General features: G+C 57.3%; 12 protein-coding genes. 2 read left to right on the forward strand and 10 right to left on the reverse strand.

What is annotated here, in order from left to right; all coding sequences use genetic code 11:
- Nucleotides 1-73: 73 nt before the first annotated feature.
- Nucleotides 74-2170, reverse strand: coding sequence for a 4-alpha-glucanotransferase (gene malQ / locus HMPREF3096_RS06675; protein WP_008806998.1), 2097 nt, complete (start codon nucleotides 2168-2170; stop codon nucleotides 74-76).
- A gap of 10 nt (nucleotides 2171-2180) precedes the next feature.
- Nucleotides 2181-4571, reverse strand: a complete 2391-nt coding sequence (gene malP, locus HMPREF3096_RS06680; protein ID WP_012540401.1) for a maltodextrin phosphorylase — start codon at nucleotides 4569-4571, stop codon at nucleotides 2181-2183.
- A 623-nt stretch (nucleotides 4572-5194) separates the two neighbouring features.
- Between malP and malT the strand changes: the two genes are divergently transcribed.
- A complete protein-coding gene (malT, locus tag HMPREF3096_RS06685) occupies nucleotides 5195-7900 on the forward strand; it encodes an HTH-type transcriptional regulator MalT (RefSeq protein ID WP_008806996.1) in 2706 nt (901 codons plus the stop codon).
- 15 nt (nucleotides 7901-7915) lie between these two features.
- Here the strand turns inward: malT and HMPREF3096_RS06690 are convergent, their stop codons facing one another.
- Genes HMPREF3096_RS06690 through glpE form a run of 3 tightly spaced genes read right to left on the reverse strand, consistent with a single transcriptional unit; the run spans nucleotide 7916 to nucleotide 9934 of the window.
- On the reverse strand, nucleotides 7916-8674 hold the full coding sequence (locus HMPREF3096_RS06690; protein WP_008806995.1) for a DeoR/GlpR family transcriptional regulator: 759 nt from the start codon (nucleotides 8672-8674) through the stop codon (nucleotides 7916-7918).
- A 49-nt stretch (nucleotides 8675-8723) separates the two neighbouring features.
- Nucleotides 8724-9554, reverse strand: coding sequence for a rhomboid family intramembrane serine protease GlpG (gene glpG / locus HMPREF3096_RS06695; protein ID WP_070544367.1), 831 nt, complete (start codon nucleotides 9552-9554; stop codon nucleotides 8724-8726).
- A gap of 50 nt (nucleotides 9555-9604) precedes the next feature.
- On the reverse strand, nucleotides 9605-9934 hold the full coding sequence (gene glpE / locus HMPREF3096_RS06700; RefSeq protein WP_004202138.1) for a thiosulfate sulfurtransferase GlpE: 330 nt from the start codon (nucleotides 9932-9934) through the stop codon (nucleotides 9605-9607).
- Between the two features lie 204 nt (nucleotides 9935-10138).
- Between glpE and glpD the strand changes: the two genes are divergently transcribed.
- A complete protein-coding gene (gene glpD / locus HMPREF3096_RS06705) occupies nucleotides 10139-11647 on the forward strand; it encodes a glycerol-3-phosphate dehydrogenase (RefSeq protein WP_070544369.1) in 1509 nt (502 codons plus the stop codon).
- Between the two features lie 62 nt (nucleotides 11648-11709).
- Here glpD and HMPREF3096_RS06710 read toward each other — a convergent pair whose 3' ends face one another.
- The 5 genes from HMPREF3096_RS06710 to glgC all read right to left on the reverse strand — a co-directional run bounded on the left by HMPREF3096_RS06710 (nucleotide 11710) and on the right by glgC (nucleotide 17764).
- The gene (locus HMPREF3096_RS06710; RefSeq protein ID WP_008806992.1) at nucleotides 11710-12009 is read right to left on the reverse strand and encodes a helix-turn-helix domain-containing protein; all 300 of its coding nucleotides are present in this window, start codon (nucleotides 12007-12009) and stop codon (nucleotides 11710-11712) included.
- The gene (locus HMPREF3096_RS06715) at nucleotides 12009-12356 is read right to left on the reverse strand and encodes a type II toxin-antitoxin system RelE/ParE family toxin (protein ID WP_032731351.1); all 348 of its coding nucleotides are present in this window, start codon (nucleotides 12354-12356) and stop codon (nucleotides 12009-12011) included. Before HMPREF3096_RS06715 ends, HMPREF3096_RS06710 begins: the two co-directional genes overlap by 1 nt.
- A 214-nt stretch (nucleotides 12357-12570) precedes the next feature.
- Complete coding sequence (glgP, locus tag HMPREF3096_RS06720; RefSeq protein ID WP_008806990.1) at nucleotides 12571-15018, reverse strand: glycogen phosphorylase; 2448 nt, start codon at nucleotides 15016-15018, stop codon at nucleotides 12571-12573.
- Nucleotides 15019-15035: 17 nt separating this feature from the next.
- Nucleotides 15036-16469, reverse strand: a complete 1434-nt coding sequence (gene glgA, locus HMPREF3096_RS06725) for a glycogen synthase GlgA (RefSeq protein WP_004202133.1) — start codon at nucleotides 16467-16469, stop codon at nucleotides 15036-15038.
- The gene (gene glgC, locus HMPREF3096_RS06730) at nucleotides 16469-17764 is read right to left on the reverse strand and encodes a glucose-1-phosphate adenylyltransferase (RefSeq protein WP_008806989.1); all 1296 of its coding nucleotides are present in this window, start codon (nucleotides 17762-17764) and stop codon (nucleotides 16469-16471) included. The genes glgA and glgC overlap by 1 nt, the downstream gene beginning before the upstream one ends.
- Between the last annotated feature and the right edge of the window lie 10 nt (nucleotides 17765-17774).

Consider the following 17774-nt stretch of genomic DNA (forward strand, 5'->3'; position numbering starts at 1 on the left):
GGTCCGCATAATGCGGACCGGCCTTTTTTATCGGACATGCTCATCGCCGCGCAGCAAACGACGCGGCGGGAAGTCATCTGGCGGCGGCTTTCTTGCTCGCCGCCTTGCGCCGTTTATCCAGATCCTTAATCAGCTTATTGACCTGTTCATCGGCAAACATCTGCTCCAGGGTGACGGACAGCTTCCGGCGCCAGTTCGGGTACTCAGTGCTGGTGCCCGGAATGTTAACCGGCGACGCCATCTCCAGCCAGTCTTCCGGCTGCAGGCCCAGTAGCGCACTGTTACTGTCGGCAATGTAACGCTGCATCCCCCGGTTGAGGATCCCGGTCATGCTCATCAGAGAGGCCTTATGCCCGGCACGTTTGGGCAGACAGCCGTACTTATGCAACGCATCCAGCAGCCCTTGCTTCGCCAGCTCGCGGTCCTGGTACAGCCCGCGCAGCACCACCTCATCAGGATAGAGCCCCAGCGCTTTACCTAGCGTCAGATCGCCGCTTTCCCAGTAGCCGCGGAGGGTGGGCAGGTCGTGCGTCGTCGCCACAGCCATTGATTGCTCCGGGTACAGCGCCGGCGCGCGGAACGTTTTCTCTGCATCACTCTCAAAATAGAGCACCTTATAAGAATAGACGCCGCTGTTGCGTAACTTGCTGACAATCTCCACCGGTACCGTGCCCAGGTCTTCGCCGATCACCATGCAGCGATGACGCTGGCTTTCCAGCGCCAGAAGCGACAGCAGATCGTCGACGGGATACTGAACGTAAGCGCCATGGTCGGCGGTTTCACCATAGGGGATCCACCACAAACGCAGCACCGACATCACGTGATCGATGCGCAGCGCGCCGCAGTTCTGCATATTGGCGCGCAGCAGGTCGATAAACGGCTCATAGGCGCGAGCGGCAATAATATGCGGATCCATCGGCGGCAGGCCCCAGTTCTGGCCCAGCGGGCCCAGAATATCCGGCGGCGCGCCCACGGACGCTTTCAGGCAGTACAGCTCACGGTCGCACCAGGTCTCCGACCCGCCTTCGGCGACGCCCACCGCCAGATCGCGGTAGAGGCCAATCGGCATCCCGTCGCGCTGGCTGGTTTCCCAGCAGGCGGCAAACTGGCTCCAGGCCAGCCACTGCAGCCAGAGATAGAAACTGACGTCGTCCTCATGCTCAATGCAGAAGGCTTTCACCTCCGGGCTGTCGATATCCTGAAAGGCCTTCGGCCAGGCCGGCCAGCCCCAGCGCAGCGGGTCCTGTTGTACCTGCCAGGCGTGAAGCGCATCGAAAGCGGCCTGCCAGTAGAGGCTTTCCCCTTCGCGCAGAACAAACTCGCGGAACGCCGTCATCTGCTCATCTTCACGGCGAGAGAATCGTTTCCACGCCATACGCAGCGCGGTCATTTTCAGCGTGGTGACCGCGGTATAGTCGACATCATCCGTTTGCCGCGCCGCCTGCAAGGCCTGCTGGGTCGCTGCGGACTGCCACCACGCCTGCGCCTCTTCGCTACGCTGGAAATCTTCAACCGCATTAACGTCGATGTAGATGACGTTCAGCCAGCGACGTGAAGACGGGCTATACGGACTGGCGCTCTCCGGGTTCGCCGGATAGAGAGCATGTATCGGGTTAAGGCCAATAAACGACCCGCCGCGGCGGGCGATTTCCGGCAACATGGCCCGCAGATCGCCAAAATCGCCGATCCCCCAGTTTTTCTCCGAGCGCAGGGTATAAAGCTGCACGCAGGTGCCCCACAGCTTTTTCCCCTCTTTCAGCGGCTGCGGTTCATAGCAGCGCGCCGGCGCGACAATGGTCCGGCAGTGCCAACGCTCTCCCTCCTGGGTGAGCGTCAGGGAGTGGTACCCCTCCGGCAGTTTAGCCGGCAGCGGCAGCGTCTCGCCGCCGCGGGTTTTCCCTTGATACTGCTTACCGTCCTCAGTGGTCAGGATCCACTGATACTCACCGCGTCCTGCCACCGGCAGCGACATTTTTTTGCCGTGGGTGAAAATTTTCACGTTCGGCAGCGGGTTAACCGCCACTTTCGTGGCGGCGGTAGAGCGATGCATCGCATCCAGCAGGCGCTGTTTGGTGACAGCCGCGATAGACTGCGGCTTACCGTGCGCATTGATATAGCTGGGGCTGATGCCCGCCGCCAGCGCGGCATTATCGAGGCGTTTACTCTCCATAGGCCTTCCTTTAGCGTTTCGCCTGCCAGATACGTTGCTGATAATCGCGGATCGAGCGGTCGGAGCTGAACATGCCGCAGCGCGCGGTGTTGAGGATAGCCGCGCGGGTCCAGGCCTCCTGGTCGCGATACAGCTCATCTACCCGTTTTTGCGCCGCTACGTAGGCTTCGAAATCGGCCAGCACCAGGTACGGATCGCCGCCCTGCAGCAGGCTGTGCAGCATCTGATCGAAGGCATGCTTGTCGCCGTTGCTATAGGTGCCGTTCTCCAGCTCCTTAAGCACCGCATCGAGCAGCTTGTCTTTTTTACGCCATTTCAGCGGATCGTAGCCTTTCGCTTTCAGGGCTTTCACCTCTTCAACCGTGTGGCCGAAGATAAAGATGTTTTCCTCGCCCACCTGCTCAGCGATTTCCACGTTAGCGCCATCCAGCGTCCCGACGGTCAGCGCGCCGTTCAGCGCCAGCTTCATGTTGCCGGTGCCAGAGGCTTCTTTACCCGCGGTGGAGATCTGCTCGGAGATATCCGCCGCCGGGATCAGTTTTTCCGCTGCCGATACACAATAGTCCGGCAGGAAGACCACCTTCAGCTTATCGCCGACTTTCGGGTCATTGTTGATCGCTTCCGCTACCTTATTGATGGCAAAAATAATGTTTTTCGCCAGATAGTAGCCCGGCGCCGCTTTCGCGCCGAACAGGAAGACGCGCGGCACGCGGTCCGCCTGCGGGTTTTCGCGGATCTCTTTGTACAGCGCAAGAATATGCAGCAGGTTAAGGTGCTGACGCTTGTACTCGTGCAGGCGTTTGATCTGAATATCGAAAATCGCCTGCGGGTTGATCTCAATCCCGGTACGCTGCTTCACAAACTCGGCCAGATGAACTTTGTTGGCCTGCTTGATATCGCGATAGGTCTGACGGAATGCCGCATCGTCAGCGTATTTTTCCAGATTGATCAGCTGGTCGAGGTCATTGGCCCACTCTTTTTTCAGCGTCTCATCCAGCAGCGAGGCCAGCGCCGGGTTGCACTGCTTGATCCAGCGGCGCGGCGTGATGCCGTTGGTCACGTTATGGAATTTGTTCGGCCACAGCTGGTTATATTCCGGGAACAAATCTTTTACCACCAGGTCCGAGTGCAACGCCGCCACGCCGTTGACAGCAAAGCCGCCCACCACGCACATGTTGGCCATCCGAACCTGCTTGTCATGCACCACCGCCAGCTTCGCCCAGACCTGCTTATCGCCCGGCCAGGTTTTGTCCACCAGCTGTTTAAAGCGGTCGTTGATTTCTTTAATGATCTGCATATGGCGCGGCAGCAGCGCTTTCACCAGCTTCTCATCCCAGCACTCCAGCGCTTCCGGCATCAGGGTGTGGTTGGTGTAAGCAAAGGTTTTACTGGTGATCGCCCAGGCGTCGTCCCAGCTCAGCTGGTGCTCGTCGATCAGCACGCGCAGCAGCTCCGGAATGGCGATGGTCGGGTGCGTATCGTTCAGCTGGATCACTTCGTAATCCGCCAGCTCGGCCAGCTTGCGGCCTGCCAGATGATGACGACGCAGGATATCGGCCACTGAGCAGGCGCACTGGAAGTACTGCTGCATCAGGCGCAGTTTTTTACCGGCCTGATGGTTGTCGTTCGGGTACAGCACCTTGGTCAGTTTTTCCGCGTCGATGCCCTGCTGCTCGGCGCGCAGGAAATCGCCATCGTTGAATTTGGTCAGGTTGAACGGATGAGCGTGTTTGGCCTGCCACAGACGCAGTGGCTGGGCGACGTTGTTGCGATAGCCAAGCACCGGCAGGTCCCAGGCTTCGCCGGTAATGACGAACGCCGGCTGCCATTCGCCGTTTTTGCTGACTTTCCCGCCGATGCCGACCTGGACATCCAGCGCCTCGTTATGGCGGAACCACGGGTAGCTGTTACGCCCCCAGTCGTCCGGGGCTTCCATCTGCTGGCCATCGTCAAAGGACTGGCGGAACAGACCATACTGATAGTTGAGGCCGTAACCGGTCGCCGACTGCCCCACCGTCGCCATGGAGTCGAGGAAGCAGGCTGCCAGACGTCCCAGGCCGCCGTTACCCAGCGCCGGGTCTGTCTCTTCTTCCAGCAGATCGGTGAGGTTGACGTCGTAGCCTTTCAGCGCGTCGCTGACGCCCTCGTACCAGCCCAGGTTGAGCAGGTTGTTGCCGGTCAGGCGACCAATCAGAAACTCCATCGAGATGTAGTTAACGTGACGCTGTCCTTGCGCCGGTTTCGCTACCGGCTGCGCCGCCAGAAGTTCCGCCAGCGCTCCGCTGACCGCGCGCCACCATTGACGCTGTGTCATCTCGGAAGCGGACTGTAAACCAAAATGCTGCCACTGACGCGTCAGTGCAGCCTGAAACTGAGCTTTGTTAAATGAAGTCTGTGACATAATGAGATCCGGGTCCTTTACTAAAACGATGGCGCTAGTGTGCCGACCTCCCGATTCATCGTCCTCATCCCGACGGGGATTAGACAGGGAGGAGTGGCGGGGATGAGCGAAAAGTGTGATCCTGGACACTATAGTGTGGGTGAGAAGGCAAAAATATGCTGTAAAAATCACCGCGATATGACAATCGAGAGGTTACGTCCGCAGGGAAAAAATTTGTTACAGGCCAATACGCGCTAAAAATCTTTCCGCCTCTCGCCAGGTTATTAAAAAAATAAATAGAGAGCTCTCGAGAAATAAGCACATTTCATCACATTGATCCGCAAAAAAGATTACTTCTAAGAAATCACTGACAATAATTTAATAAAAACAAACAACTACTCTTCACATAAAATAAATCTCTCCCCGCTCCGCCAGCCGCCACCTAAAAACCGCTGGCGGCGAGTTCTGCCTGCGATTTTTCCCCATTCTCAACCAATGTCAAAATTTGTGACATAGAGCAAATTCAAGAGCATAAAGTTCGGACATAACTTGCAATAAATTTCATAATCACCGACCTTATTAGATATTAATTACGAAGCGCAAAAAAATCGCAACCTCTCTCTTGCACAGCGAAATGTAGAACTATGTTGATTCCGTCCAAATTAAGTCGTCCGGTCCGCCTTGAACACACTGTGGTTCGTGAGCGTTTACTGGCGAAACTTTCCGGCGCGAACAATTATCGTCTCGTGCTGATCACCAGCCCTGCCGGGTACGGTAAAACAACGCTCATTTCTCAGTGGGCCGCGGGTAAAAACGATCTGGGGTGGTTTTCGCTGGACGAAGGCGACAATCAGCAGGAGCGTTTTGCCAGCTATCTGATCGCGGCGATCCAGCAGGCCACCGGCAACCACTGCGCGGCCAGTGAAGCGATGGTGCAAAAGCGCCAGTACGCCAGCCTCTCCTCTCTTTTTGCGCAGCTGTTTATTGAACTTGCCGACTGGCAGCGCCCGTTGTATCTCGTCATTGACGATTACCATCTGATCAATAATCCGGTGATCCATGACGCGATGCGCTTTTTCCTGCGCCATCAGCCGGAGAATATGACCCTGGTGGTGCTGTCGCGTAACCTGCCGCAGCTGGGCATTGCCAACCTGCGCGTCCGCGATCAGCTTCTGGAGATTGGCAGCCAGCAGCTGGCCTTTACCCACCAGGAAGCGAAACAATTTTTCGACTGCCGTCTGACGTCGCCAATCGAAGCCGACGACAGCAGCCGGCTGTGCGACGATGTCGCCGGGTGGGCCACCGCGCTGCAGCTCATCGCCCTCTCCGCCCGCCAGAATAACTCTTCCGCCCAACACTCCGCCCGCCGCCTCGCCGGGATTAACGCCAGCCATCTGTCGGATTATCTGGTGGATGAAGTACTGGATAACGTCGACGCCCGCACGCGTAACTTTTTGCTGAAGAGTTCTCTGCTACGCTCGATGAACGACGCGTTAATCGTGCGCGTCACCGGCGAAGAGAATGGCCAGATGCAGCTGGAGGAGATCGAACGCCAGGGGCTATTCCTGCAGCGGATGGATGATTCCGGTGAATGGTTCCGCTATCACCCGCTGTTTGGCAGCTTCCTGCGCCAGCGTTGTCAGTGGGAGCTGGCGGTTGAACTGCCGGAGATCCACCGCGCTGCGGCGGAAAGCTGGATGGCGCAAGGGTTCCCCAGCGAGGCCATTCATCATGCGCTTGCCGCTGGCGATGCCAAAATGCTGCGCGATATCTTACTCAACCACGCCTGGGGCATGTTTAACCATAGCGAACTAGGGCTGCTGGAGCAGTCGCTGTCGGCGCTGCCCTGGTCAAATCTGCTGGAAAATCCGCGCCTGATCCTGCTGCAGGCCTGGCTGATGCAGAGCCAGCATCGTTACAGCGAAGTCAACACCCTGCTGGCGCGCGCCGAGCAGGAGATGAGTGTGGAAATGGACACCGCGATGCATGGCGATTTCAACGCGCTGCGCGCACAGGTAGCGATTAACGACGGCGACCAGGACGAAGCGGAACGTCTGTCGATGGTGGCCCTGGAAGAGCTGCCGCTGGCCAACTATTACAGCCGCATCGTCGCCACCTCGGTGCATGGCGAAGTCCTCCATTGCAAGGGGAAACTGACCAAATCCCTCGCCGTGATGCAGCAGACCGAACAGATGGCCCGCCGTCACGACGTGTGGCATTACGCGCTGTGGAGCATTATTCAGCAAAGTGAAATTCTCTTTGCCCAGGGCTTCCTGCAGGCTGCCTGGGAGAGCCAGGAGAAAGCCTTCCAGCTGGTGCGTGAACAGCACCTTGAGCAGTTGCCGATGCATGAGTTCCTGCTGCGCATCCGTTCTCAGCTGCTGTGGGCATGGGCGCGCCTCGACGAAGCTGAAGCCTGCGCCCGCCAGGGAATGGACGTTCTCTCAACTTATCAGCCGCAGCAGCAGCTGCAGTGTCTGGCGCTGATGGTCCAGTGCTCGCTGGCGCGCGGCGATCTCGATAATGCCCGTAGCCACCTGAACCGGCTGGAAAACCTGCTCGGTAACGGTCACTATCACAGCGACTGGGTCTCCAACGCCGATAAGGTGCGGGTGATCTACTGGCAGATGACCGGCGATAAAACCGCGGCGGCCAACTGGCTGCGCCAGACGCCGAAGCCGGAATTCGCCAACAACCACTTCCTGCAGAGCCAGTGGCGCAACATTGCCCGGGCGCAGATCCTGCTGGGCGATTTCGAACCGGCGGAAATGGTGCTGGAAGAGCTGAACGAAAATGCGCGTTCGCTGCGTTTGATGAGCGATCTCAACCGCAACCTGCTGCTGCTCAATCAACTGTACTGGCAGGCGGGACGCAAGAGCGAAGCGCAGAAAGCCTTGCTCGAAGCCCTGACGCTCGCCAACCGCACCGGCTTTATCAACCACTTTGTGATTGAAGGCGAGGCGATGGCTCAGCAGCTGCGCCAGCTGATCCAGCTGAACACTCTGCCGGAGCTGGAGCAACACCGCGCCCAGCGTATTCTGCGCGACATCAACCAGCATCATCGCCACAAATTCGCCCACTTTGACGAAGGGTTCGTCGAGCGGCTGCTGAATCACCCGGAGGTGCCGGAGCTTATCCGCACCAGCCCGCTGACCCAGCGCGAATGGCAGGTGCTTGGCTTAATCTATTCCGGTTACAGCAACGAGCAGATTGCCGGCGAGCTTGACGTGGCGGCCACCACCATCAAGACCCACATTCGCAACCTGTATCAGAAACTGGGCGTCGCCCACCGGCAGGACGCGGTGCAGCATGCTCAGCAGTTACTCAAGATGATGGGATACGGCGTCTGACGACGCCGTTGCCGTTTAGCACAGCTCCAGCTGGAGGTTGTTATCGGTGATGACCTTCAGCACGCCCGCCGGCGGCAGCACGTCGGTATAGACCGCATCGACCATACTGATACTACCCATATTGACCATCGCATTGCGGCCAAACTTGGTATGATCCACCACCAGCATCACGTGGCGTGAATTCTCAATGATCGCGCGCTTGGTGCGCACTTCATGATAATCAAACTCCAGCAGCGAGCCATCGCTGTCGACGCCGCTGATGCCAAGAATGCCGAAGTCGAGACGGAACTGCGAGATAAAATCCAGGGTCGCTTCCCCAATGATCCCGCCGTCGCGACTACGCAGTTCACCACCGGCGAGAATAATGCGGAAGTCCTCTTTCACCATCAGCGTGTTGGCCACGTTCAGGTTATTGGTGACAATGCGCAAATCGTGGTGATCGAGCAGGGCGTGCGCCACCGCTTCCGGCGTGGTGCCGATATCAATAAACAGCGTCGCCCCGTCGGGGATCTCGCTGGCTACCCGCCGGGCGATACGCTCTTTTTCCGCCGTCTGGGTCGCTTTGCGATCGTGCCAGGAGGTGTTCACCGAGCTGGAGGGCAGCGCCGCGCCGCCGTGATGACGGAGGATCATTTTCTGTTCGGCTAAATCATTCAGGTCGCGGCGGATGGTCTGCGGGCTGACCGCGAACTGCTCAACCAGCTCTTCCGTGCTGACGTAACCCTGTTTTTTTACCAGCTCGATAATCGCGTCATGACGTTGTGTTTGTTTCATGAAATATCCCTGGAAAAATGTCGCCTACCCGACCCCTGTCGGTAAGTCTTTATGCGCGTTTTCGCCCATGCAAGGTATCAACAAACGCCATCGCCAGGCCGGTCGCCAGACCAGCCACATGCGCGCCGTTAGCGATCGCCATGCCGAAAACGTCAAACCAGCCAGCAATTAACCACACTAAAGAAAAGAGTATCAACCCGCGCTGCAGATAAATACCGCTCTGCGGATCGCGCTCGCCCCGCAGCCAGACGTAGCCCATCAGCGCATAGACCACGCCCGATAAGCCGCCAAACCACGGGCCGCTAAACTGATGCTGCACGAAGCCGCTCAACAGGGCGCTGATAACGGTGATCACCACCAGTTTGCCGCTGCCGATGCGTTTTTCCACCGCGCCGCCGAGATACCACCACCATAGCAGGTTGAAGAGAATATGCATCAGCGAGAAATGCATGAAAGCATGGCTGAAATAGCGCCAGGCTTCGAACTGCAGCGAAGGATCGTAGGGCCAGGCCAGCCAAATCATCACCGGCTGATCGCCCAACAGATTTTGCAGGATAAACACCGCGATGCAGATGAGCAGAATCGCCCAGGTGAACGGGCCGGCGTTATGCCGCAGCGTGGCAAAGAAAGGAAAGCGCTGATAGCGCAACCCGCTATTGGTCTGTCCGGACTGCCAGCTCGCCGCCAGATAACGCGGGTCCTCCGGGTTCTCAAGGAAGCGGGCCAGCTCAGCCCTGACACGCCCGGCCTGACTCTCATCAGCCAGCCAGACGTCGCTCTGGGCGTGCTGCTGAATGGTCAGGATAATCCCCTGCGTCGCCATATAATCGACAAACGCCTGGGCCACCCGTGGATTGGCAAAAGAGGTAATCATTAACATGCAGCGAATCGCTTATTCCACACAAAGGGGGATAGTATACCTGCCAGCCGTTAAAACGTCCCGTGCGCCACTTCCGCCGGGAAATGGCGATGCCAGGCGTCGAACCCGCCATCAACGCTGTAGACCTTATCAAACCCCTGCTGCAGCAGATACTGCGCGGCGCCCTTGCTGCTGTTGCCGTGATAGCACATCACCATCACCGCCGTGTCAAAGTCGTGGTCACGCATAAACGCGCCCAGCGTATCGTTGGTCAGATGAAACGCGCCCGGCGTATGGCCCATCGCATAGCTTTGCGGATCGCGGATATCCACCAGCACCGCCGTCTGCTGATGCAGCTTCTGGTGCGCTTCTTCAACGTTGATACATTCAAACTGTTCCATGATTCTCTTCTCTTTCTCGTCATGACGGGCGATCGCCGGCCCAATTTTACCCTGTAGTGTACCGTCAGGCGGTAAAGAAACGCCAATATGTTACACCCATCACTCCAAAATGTTTTTTTGATGTTACCAAAAGCGCGTTTGTTTGCTATAGTGAGCGATATCGAGCATTTGTGAGCTTAAACGAAAGTGTGAGAGGGTAAGAACGTGGAAACCAAAGATCTGATTGTGATAGGCGGAGGCATCAACGGTGCCGGTATCGCGGCAGATGCCGCCGGGCGGGGTTTATCCGTACTGATGCTGGAAGCGCGCGATCTCGCCTGCGCTACCTCCAGCGCCAGTTCCAAACTTATCCACGGCGGGCTACGCTACCTCGAACACTATGAGTTCCGCCTGGTCAGCGAAGCGCTGGCCGAGCGTGAAGTGCTGTTAAAAATGGCTCCGCATATCGCCTTCCCGATGCGCTTTCGTCTCCCGCATCGTCCGCATCTGCGTCCGGCATGGATGATCCGTATCGGCTTGTTTATGTACGATCATCTGGGCAAACGCACCAGCCTGCCGGGCTCCACCGGCTTGCGTTTTGGCGCAGAATCGGTACTTAAGCCGGAAATTGTGCGCGGTTTCGAATATTCCGACTGCTGGGTCGACGATGCCCGCCTGGTGCTGGCCAACGCGCAGATGGTTGTCCGCAAAGGCGGCGAAGTGCGGACCCGCACTCGCGCCATCTCGGCAAAACGAGAGAATGGCCTGTGGGTGGTGGAAGCGGAAGATATCGATAGCGGCGAGAAGTTTACCTGGAAGGCGCGCGGTCTGGTCAATGCCACCGGTCCATGGGTCAAACAGTTCTTCGACGAAGGGATGCATCTGCGCTCGCCTTACGGTATCCGCCTGATCAAGGGCAGCCACATCGTGGTGCCGCGAGTGCATACTCAGAAGCAGGCCTATATTCTGCAAAACGAAGATAAACGTATTGTGTTTGTTATCCCGTGGATGGATGAGTTCTCCATCATCGGCACGACGGACGTCGAGTATAAGGGCGATCCGAAAGCGGTAGCCATTGATGATAAAGAGATAAATTACCTGCTGAACGTCTATAACGCGCACTTTAAAAAGACTCTCAGCCGGGACGATATCGTCTGGACCTACTCCGGCGTCCGTCCGCTGTGTGATGACGAGTCGGATTCGCCGCAGGCGATCACCCGCGACTACACGCTGGATATTCACGATGAGGACGGCCAGGCGCCGCTGCTCTCCGTCTTCGGCGGGAAGCTGACCACCTATCGCAAGCTGGCCGAGCATGCGCTGGAAAAACTGACTCCCTATTACAAAGGAATCGGCCCGGCATGGACCAAAACCGCGGTGCTCCCCGGCGGCGATATCGGCGGCGACCGCGACGACTATGCAGCAAAACTACGCCGTCGCTTCCCGTTCATCAGCGAATCACTGGCCCGCCATTATGCCCGCACCTACGGGAGCAATAGCGAGTGGATCCTGAAGGAAGCCAGCGCCCTGAGCGATCTGGGGGAAGATTTCGGCCATGAGTTTTATGAAGCCGAGCTGAAGTATCTGGTTGAGCACGAATGGGTGCGCAGCCTGGATGACGCCATCTGGCGTCGTACCAAACAGGGCATGTGGCTGAATGGCGAGCAGCAAGCGCGCATCAGCGAATGGCTGGCGCAGCATGCGGGAAAGTCTGAACTGTCGTTAGCGTCCTGACATCGCGCGGCGCCAGGAGAGAAATACCCGGGCTATGGCTTGCGCTTGGCCCGGATACCTGTTCACAAATTAAACGAGACTTTTTTTCCAGTCGGCAACGTGACATTTATACTGAGTTCTCCCCCCAATGCCGCAATGTAGCGTTTTAGGGTCGAAAGCCGCGGATCGTTATCAGCCTGTTCCATTTTAGCGATCGTTGGCTGCTTTACCCCCATAGCCGCAGCCATCTCTGTTTGCGACATTTGCAACTCTTCTCGAAGCAAGTTTAAAGCGACAGACTGGCGTATCTCTGCCGCTTTCGCTGCAATACGCTGCTGGCTTTCAGGACTCTGTTTCGCCATGAGTTCTTTTAGCGTGGCCATTATCGCTCCTTAGTCAGGTGTTGGCTGAATTCTCTGTCAGCCAGAGTAATCGTCTCTTTGTAAAAACGTTTCTCATTCATGCCATCCTTATTGCCCGCACATAAAACGATAGCTTTCCGCAGAGGATCAAAAGCAAAAAAGGCGCGGATGGGGAGCCCATGATGCTGAACCCGGAGTTCTTTCATATTCTGAAACGTTGAATCTTTCACCGTATCAACATACGGGCGCCCAAGCTGCGGACCAAACTCAGACAAGATGAGCATCGTGGCCAACATATCCTCTTTTAAAGCTCTACTTTGTAATTCGAACCAGGCATCAAACGTATCCGTCGTTTCTACATCCCACATAGGCGATCCCTCATAGCCTAAAGGCTATCATCCATATTATAGCCATTAGGCTATGAACGTAAACTTATTGAGCATTTATCGTACTGCTGGCGAATTCACGTCAATAGTATATTCCCGCAATAGCCTGAATCCTCCCCGGCACTTTTCCGAATAAAACGTTCTCCGCACAGACAGAAACGGGGCCAAATGGCCCCGTTGAGTTGCATTGACTGGCTTACAGCCTTACCGGGTCGATATGCCAGATATATTTCGCGTACTCCTGGATCGTCCGGTCAGAGGAGAAGTAGCCCATGTTGGCAATATTCAGCATCGCTTTATAGGCCCACTCTTCCGGATGTTGATACAGCTCGTCGACGCGATCCTGACAGTCCACATAGCTGCGATAGTCCGCCAGCACCTGGTAGTGGTCGCCAAAGTTAATCAGCGAATCCAGCAGGTCGCGGTAGCGCCCCGGTTCCGCCGGGCTGAACACGCCGGTACCGATCTGCGTCAGCGCCTGGTGAAGCTCTTCATCCTGCTCGTAGTATTCGCGTGGTTTATAGCCGCTGCGACGTAGCTCCTCCACCTCTTCCGCGGTGTTGCCGAAGATAAAGATATTCTCTTCGCCCACGTGCTCCTGCATCTCCACGTTCGCCCCGTCGAGGGTGCCGATAGTCAGCGCTCCGTTAAGGGCAAACTTCATATTGCTGGTGCCGGAAGCTTCAGTGCCTGCGAGGGAGATCTGTTCCGACAGGTCTGCCGCCGGAATAATCAGCTGCGCCAGGCTGACGCTGTAGTTGGGGATAAAGACCACCTTCAGCTTGTCGCCAATCTGCGGATCGTTATTGATCACCGCGGCCACATCGTTGATCAGGTGAATAATATGCTTGGCCATGTAGTAAGCCGAGGCCGCCTTACCGGCGAAAATGTTCACTCGCGGCACCCACTCCGCCTGCGGATCGGCTTTGATCCGGTTATAGCGGGTAATGACGTGCAGCACATTCATCAGCTGGCGTTTGTACTCATGGATGCGTTTGATCTGCACATCAAACAACGCCTTCGGATTCACCACCACATTAAGCTGCTGCGCAATATAGCTGGCCAGTCGCTGTTTGTTTTCCAGTTTAGCCTGACGCACCGCCTGATTGACCGTCGGATAGTCGATATGCTGCTTCAGCTCGTCAAGCTGGCTCAGATCGGTCCGCCAGGTGCGGCCGATATGCTCATCCAACACTTTCGACAACGGCGGGTTGGCCAGCGCCAGCCAGCGGCGCGGCGTGACGCCGTTGGTGACGTTGGTAAAGCGCATCGGGAAGATTTTAGCGAATTCGGCAAACAGCGACTCCACCATCAGCCGCGAATGCAGCTCCGACACGCCGTTGACCTTGTGGCTGACCACCACCGCCAGCCAGGCCATCCGCACGCGACGGCCGTTGGACTCGTCGATAATCGAGGTTCGGCTGAGCAGCGCGGTATCATTGGGATACTGCTCCTGCAGGGTCTTGAGGAAGTAATCGTTAATCTCGAAGATAATCTGCAGATGGCGCGGCAGAATTTTGCCCAGCATATCCACCGGCCAGGTCTCAAGCGCCTCGCTCATCAGCGTATGGTTGGTATAGGAGAAGACCTGACAGGTCACCTCGAACGCCTCGTCCCAGCTGAATTTATGTTCGTCGATAAGCAGGCGCATCAGCTCCGGTATTGACAGCACCGGGTGGGTGTCATTGAGGTGAATGGCAATCTTGTCCGCCAGGTTGTCAAAGGTCTTATGCAACATGTAATGGCGGCTCAAAATATCCTGTACCGTCGCCGACACGAGGAAATACTCCTGGCGCAGACGCAGCTCGCGTCCGGAGTAGGTCGAGTCATCCGGATAGAGCACGCGGGAGACGTTTTCGGAGTGGTTTTTATCCTCTACCGCAGCGAAGTAGTCGCCCTGGTTGAATTTACCAAGGTTAATTTCGCTACTGGCCTGCGCGCTCCACAGACGCAGCGTGTTGGTGGCGTCGGTGTCAAAGCCGGGGATGATCTGATCGTAGGCTTCCGCAATAATCTCTTCCGTCTCAATCCAGCGGGTTTTCTTCCCTTCCTGCTGAATGCGGCCGCCGAAACGCACTTTATAGCGGGTGTTGTGGCGCTCAAACTCCCACGGGTTACCGTACTCCAGCCAGTAGTCAGGGGACTCTTTTTGTCGGCCATCGACGATATTCTGTTTAAACATCCCGTAGTCGTAGCGGATCCCGTAACCGCGTCCCGGCAGGCCCAGCGCCGCCAGGGAATCCAGGAAGCAGGCCGCCAGACGGCCCAGACCGCCGTTGCCAAGACCAGGGTCATTCTCTTCATCGATCAGCTCTTCCAGATCGAGCCCCATCTCCGCCAGTGCGCTGCTCACATCGTCATAAATGCCTAGCGACAGCAGCGCGTTAGAGAGGGTACGGCCAATCAGGAACTCCATCGACAGATAGTAAACCTGGCGCACTTCCTGCGAAAGCTGCGCGCGGTTGGAGCGCAGCCAGCGCTCCACCATGCGATCGCGAACGGCAAACAGCGTGGCGTTAAGCCATTCATGCTTGTTGGCGATGGCCGGATCTTTACCGATGATAAACATCAGCTTATAGGCAATAGAGTGCTTTAACGCCTCAACGCTCAGCGTCGGTGATGCATAGCTAAAGGGTACATTCATAACAATGACTCCAGTGGTTACATCAAGCGTTGATAAAGTTCGCGATAGGAGTTCGCGGCAACCTGCCAGCTAAAATCCATATTCATCGCCTGACGCTGCACATAGCGCCAGAGCGACGGGCGCGACCAGAGAACAAAGGCGCGACGGATAGCGCGCAGCAATGACAGCGCATTGCTGTCCTCAAAGACAAACCCTGTCGCCAGACCATCGGCAAGGTTCTCCAGCGAACTGTCAGAGACCGTGTCCGCCAGCCCCCCGGTGCGGCGCACCAGCGGCAGCGTGCCGTACTTCAGACCATACAGCTGAGTTAAGCCGCACGGTTCAAAGCGGCTCGGCACCAGAATGACGTCGGCGCCGCCCATAATGCGATGGGAGAAGGCCTCATGGTAGCCAATCTGCACCCCCACTTTGCCCGGATGTTCGGCGGCGGCGGCGAGGAAACCTTCCTGCAGCACCGGATCGCCGGCGCCCAGCAGCGCCAGCTGGCCGCCCTGCTCAAGCAGACCCGGCAGCGCTTCGAGCACCAGATCCAGCCCTTTCTGGCTGGTCAGGCGGCTGACCACGGCAAACAGCGGCGCTTTGTCATCGACCTTCAGGCCCATCGCAATCTGCAGCTGACGCTTGTTCTCCGCCTTCTCCTCCAGCGTGTCGCGATCGTAGCGCATCGGCAGCAGCAGATCGTTTTGCGGACTCCAGATACCGTCGTCAACGCCGTTGAGGATCCCCGACAGCCGTCCTTCATGATGGCGCTGGCGCAGCAGCCCTTCCATGCCGTAGGCGTATTGCGGTTCGGTGATCTCGCGCGCGTAGGTCGGGCTTACCGCCGTAATATGGTCGGCGTAGTAAAGACCGGCCTTCAGAAACGAGATCTGACCGTTAAACTCGAGGCCATGCATGTTGTAAAACGACCACGGCAGCTCGATATCATTCATATGCCAGGAGTAAAACATCCCCTGGTAGGCCAGGTTGTGCACGGTAAAGACCGATTTAGCCGGGCGTCCGCGCGCCGCCAGGTAGGCCGGCGTCAGGCCGGCGTGCCAGTCATGGGCATGCACCACATCCGGGCGCCAGAATGGATCCAGTCCGCTGGCCATTTCGCTTCCCACCCAGCCCAGCAGCGCAAAGCGCAGGACGTTGTCGGTATAAGCGTGCTGGTTGGTATCGTGGTATGGGCTCCCCGGCCGGTCATAGAGATGCGGGGCGTCTATCAGGTAGATCCCCACGCCGTTAAAGTGGCCGTACAGCAGCGTGATCCGCCCGGCGAAGGTATCGCGGCGGGTTACCACCTGGGCATCCACCACGCCGCGGCGGATATCGGGAAACGCCGGCAACAGCACGCGGGTGTCGATACCCTCCGCAATTTGCGCCGCCGGCAGTGCGCCGATGACGTCCGCCAGACCGCCCGTCTTTAACAGCGGGAACATCTCAGAACATACATGTAAGACCTGCATTAGCGCTCCTGTTTGTGCCCCAATTTCCGCAGCATGTCGCGGGTCACCAGCACGATACCTTCCTCTGAGCGATAGAAGCGGCGTGCATCCTCTTCCGCGTTCTCACCAATCACCATACCTTCCGGGATGACGCAGGCGCGGTCAATCACGCAGCGACGCAGGCGGCATGAGCGCCCCACCCAGACATCTGGCAACAAGACTGCCGAATCAATGTTACAGAATGAGTTCACCCGCACGCGCGGGAACAGCACCGACTGCACCACCACCGACCCGGAGATAATGCAGCCGCCGGAAACCAGCGAGTTCAGGGTCATGCCGTGGCTACCGGAGCGGTCCTGGACGAACTTCGCCGGCGGCAGCGATTCCATATGGGTGCGGATCGGCCAGTTCTGGTCGTACATATCCAGCTCCGGCGTGACTGACGCCAGATCGAGGTTGGCCTTCCAGTAGGCCTCCAGCGTTCCCACATCGCGCCAGTACGGCTCAGCGTTCGGGTCAGACTGCACGCAGGAGAGCGGGAAAGGATGTGCATAAGCCATGCCAGCTTCGGTGATCTTCGGAATGATATCTTTGCCGAAATCATGGCTGGAGTTTTCGTTGCGATCGTCTTCTTCCAGCAGCTCATAAAGATAGGCGGCGTCAAAGATATAAATGCCCATACTGGCCAGTGATTTGGTCGGGTCGGTTGGCATCGCCGGCGGGTTAGCGGGTTTCTCGACGAATTCAATGATTTTTTCGTTTTCATCGACCGCCATGACGCCGAAGGCGGATGCCTCTTCAATGGGCACCGGCATGCAGGCCACGGTGCAACGCGCCCCTTTTTCGACATGGTCAATCAGCATGCGCGAGTAATCCTGCTTATAAATATGATCGCCCGCGAGGATCACCACGTACTCCGCTTTGTAGCGGCGGATGATGTCCAGGTTCTGCGTCACTGCGTCCGCCGTGCCGCGATACCAGTTTTCGCCGTGCACGCGCTGCTGGGCTGGCAGCAGATCGACAAACTCATTCATCTCTTCGCTGAAGAACGACCAGCCGCGCTGGATATGCTGCACCAGCGTGTGCGACTGATACTGGGTGATGACGCCGATACGGCGGATCCCTGAGTTAATGCAGTTAGATAATGCGAAATCGATAATACGGAACTTGCCGCCGAAGTGAACGGCAGGTTTCGCACGCTTAATGGTGAGATCCTTGAGCCGGGTGCCACGCCCGCCCGCGAGGATCAACGCCACGGATTTGATGGGTAATTGACGCGCCAGCATCAGCGGATCGTTTTTTTCAAGCCTAACCATGATTAACTCC

Source organism: Klebsiella sp. HMSC25G12, from assembly GCF_001807705.1.
Taxonomy (GTDB): Bacteria; Pseudomonadota; Gammaproteobacteria; order Enterobacterales; family Enterobacteriaceae; genus Klebsiella; species Klebsiella variicola.

Excerpts from the sequence above, each read along its gene's own strand:
- HMPREF3096_RS06710 (WP_008806992.1), bottom strand. The coding sequence starts at position 12,009 with ATGGCCACGCTAAAAGAACTCATGGCGAAACAGAGTCCTGAAAGCCAG.
- glgC (WP_008806989.1), bottom strand. The coding sequence starts at position 17,764 with ATGGTTAGGCTTGAAAAAAACGATCCGCTGATGCTGGCGCGTCAATTA.
- malT (WP_008806996.1), top strand. The coding sequence starts at position 5,195 with ATGTTGATTCCGTCCAAATTAAGTCGTCCGGTCCGCCTTGAACACACT.
- malQ (WP_008806998.1), bottom strand. The coding sequence starts at position 2,170 with ATGGAGAGTAAACGCCTCGATAATGCCGCGCTGGCGGCGGGCATCAGC.
- glgP (WP_008806990.1), bottom strand. The coding sequence starts at position 15,018 with ATGAATGTACCCTTTAGCTATGCATCACCGACGCTGAGCGTTGAGGCG.
- glgA (WP_004202133.1), bottom strand. The coding sequence starts at position 16,469 with ATGCAGGTCTTACATGTATGTTCTGAGATGTTCCCGCTGTTAAAGACG.
- HMPREF3096_RS06715 (WP_032731351.1), bottom strand. The coding sequence starts at position 12,356 with ATGTGGGATGTAGAAACGACGGATACGTTTGATGCCTGGTTCGAATTA.
- glpG (WP_070544367.1), bottom strand. The coding sequence starts at position 9,554 with ATGTTAATGATTACCTCTTTTGCCAATCCACGGGTGGCCCAGGCGTTT.
- glpE (WP_004202138.1), bottom strand. The coding sequence starts at position 9,934 with ATGGAACAGTTTGAATGTATCAACGTTGAAGAAGCGCACCAGAAGCTG.
- malP (WP_012540401.1), bottom strand. The coding sequence starts at position 4,571 with ATGTCACAGACTTCATTTAACAAAGCTCAGTTTCAGGCTGCACTGACG.
- HMPREF3096_RS06690 (WP_008806995.1), bottom strand. The coding sequence starts at position 8,674 with ATGAAACAAACACAACGTCATGACGCGATTATCGAGCTGGTAAAAAAA.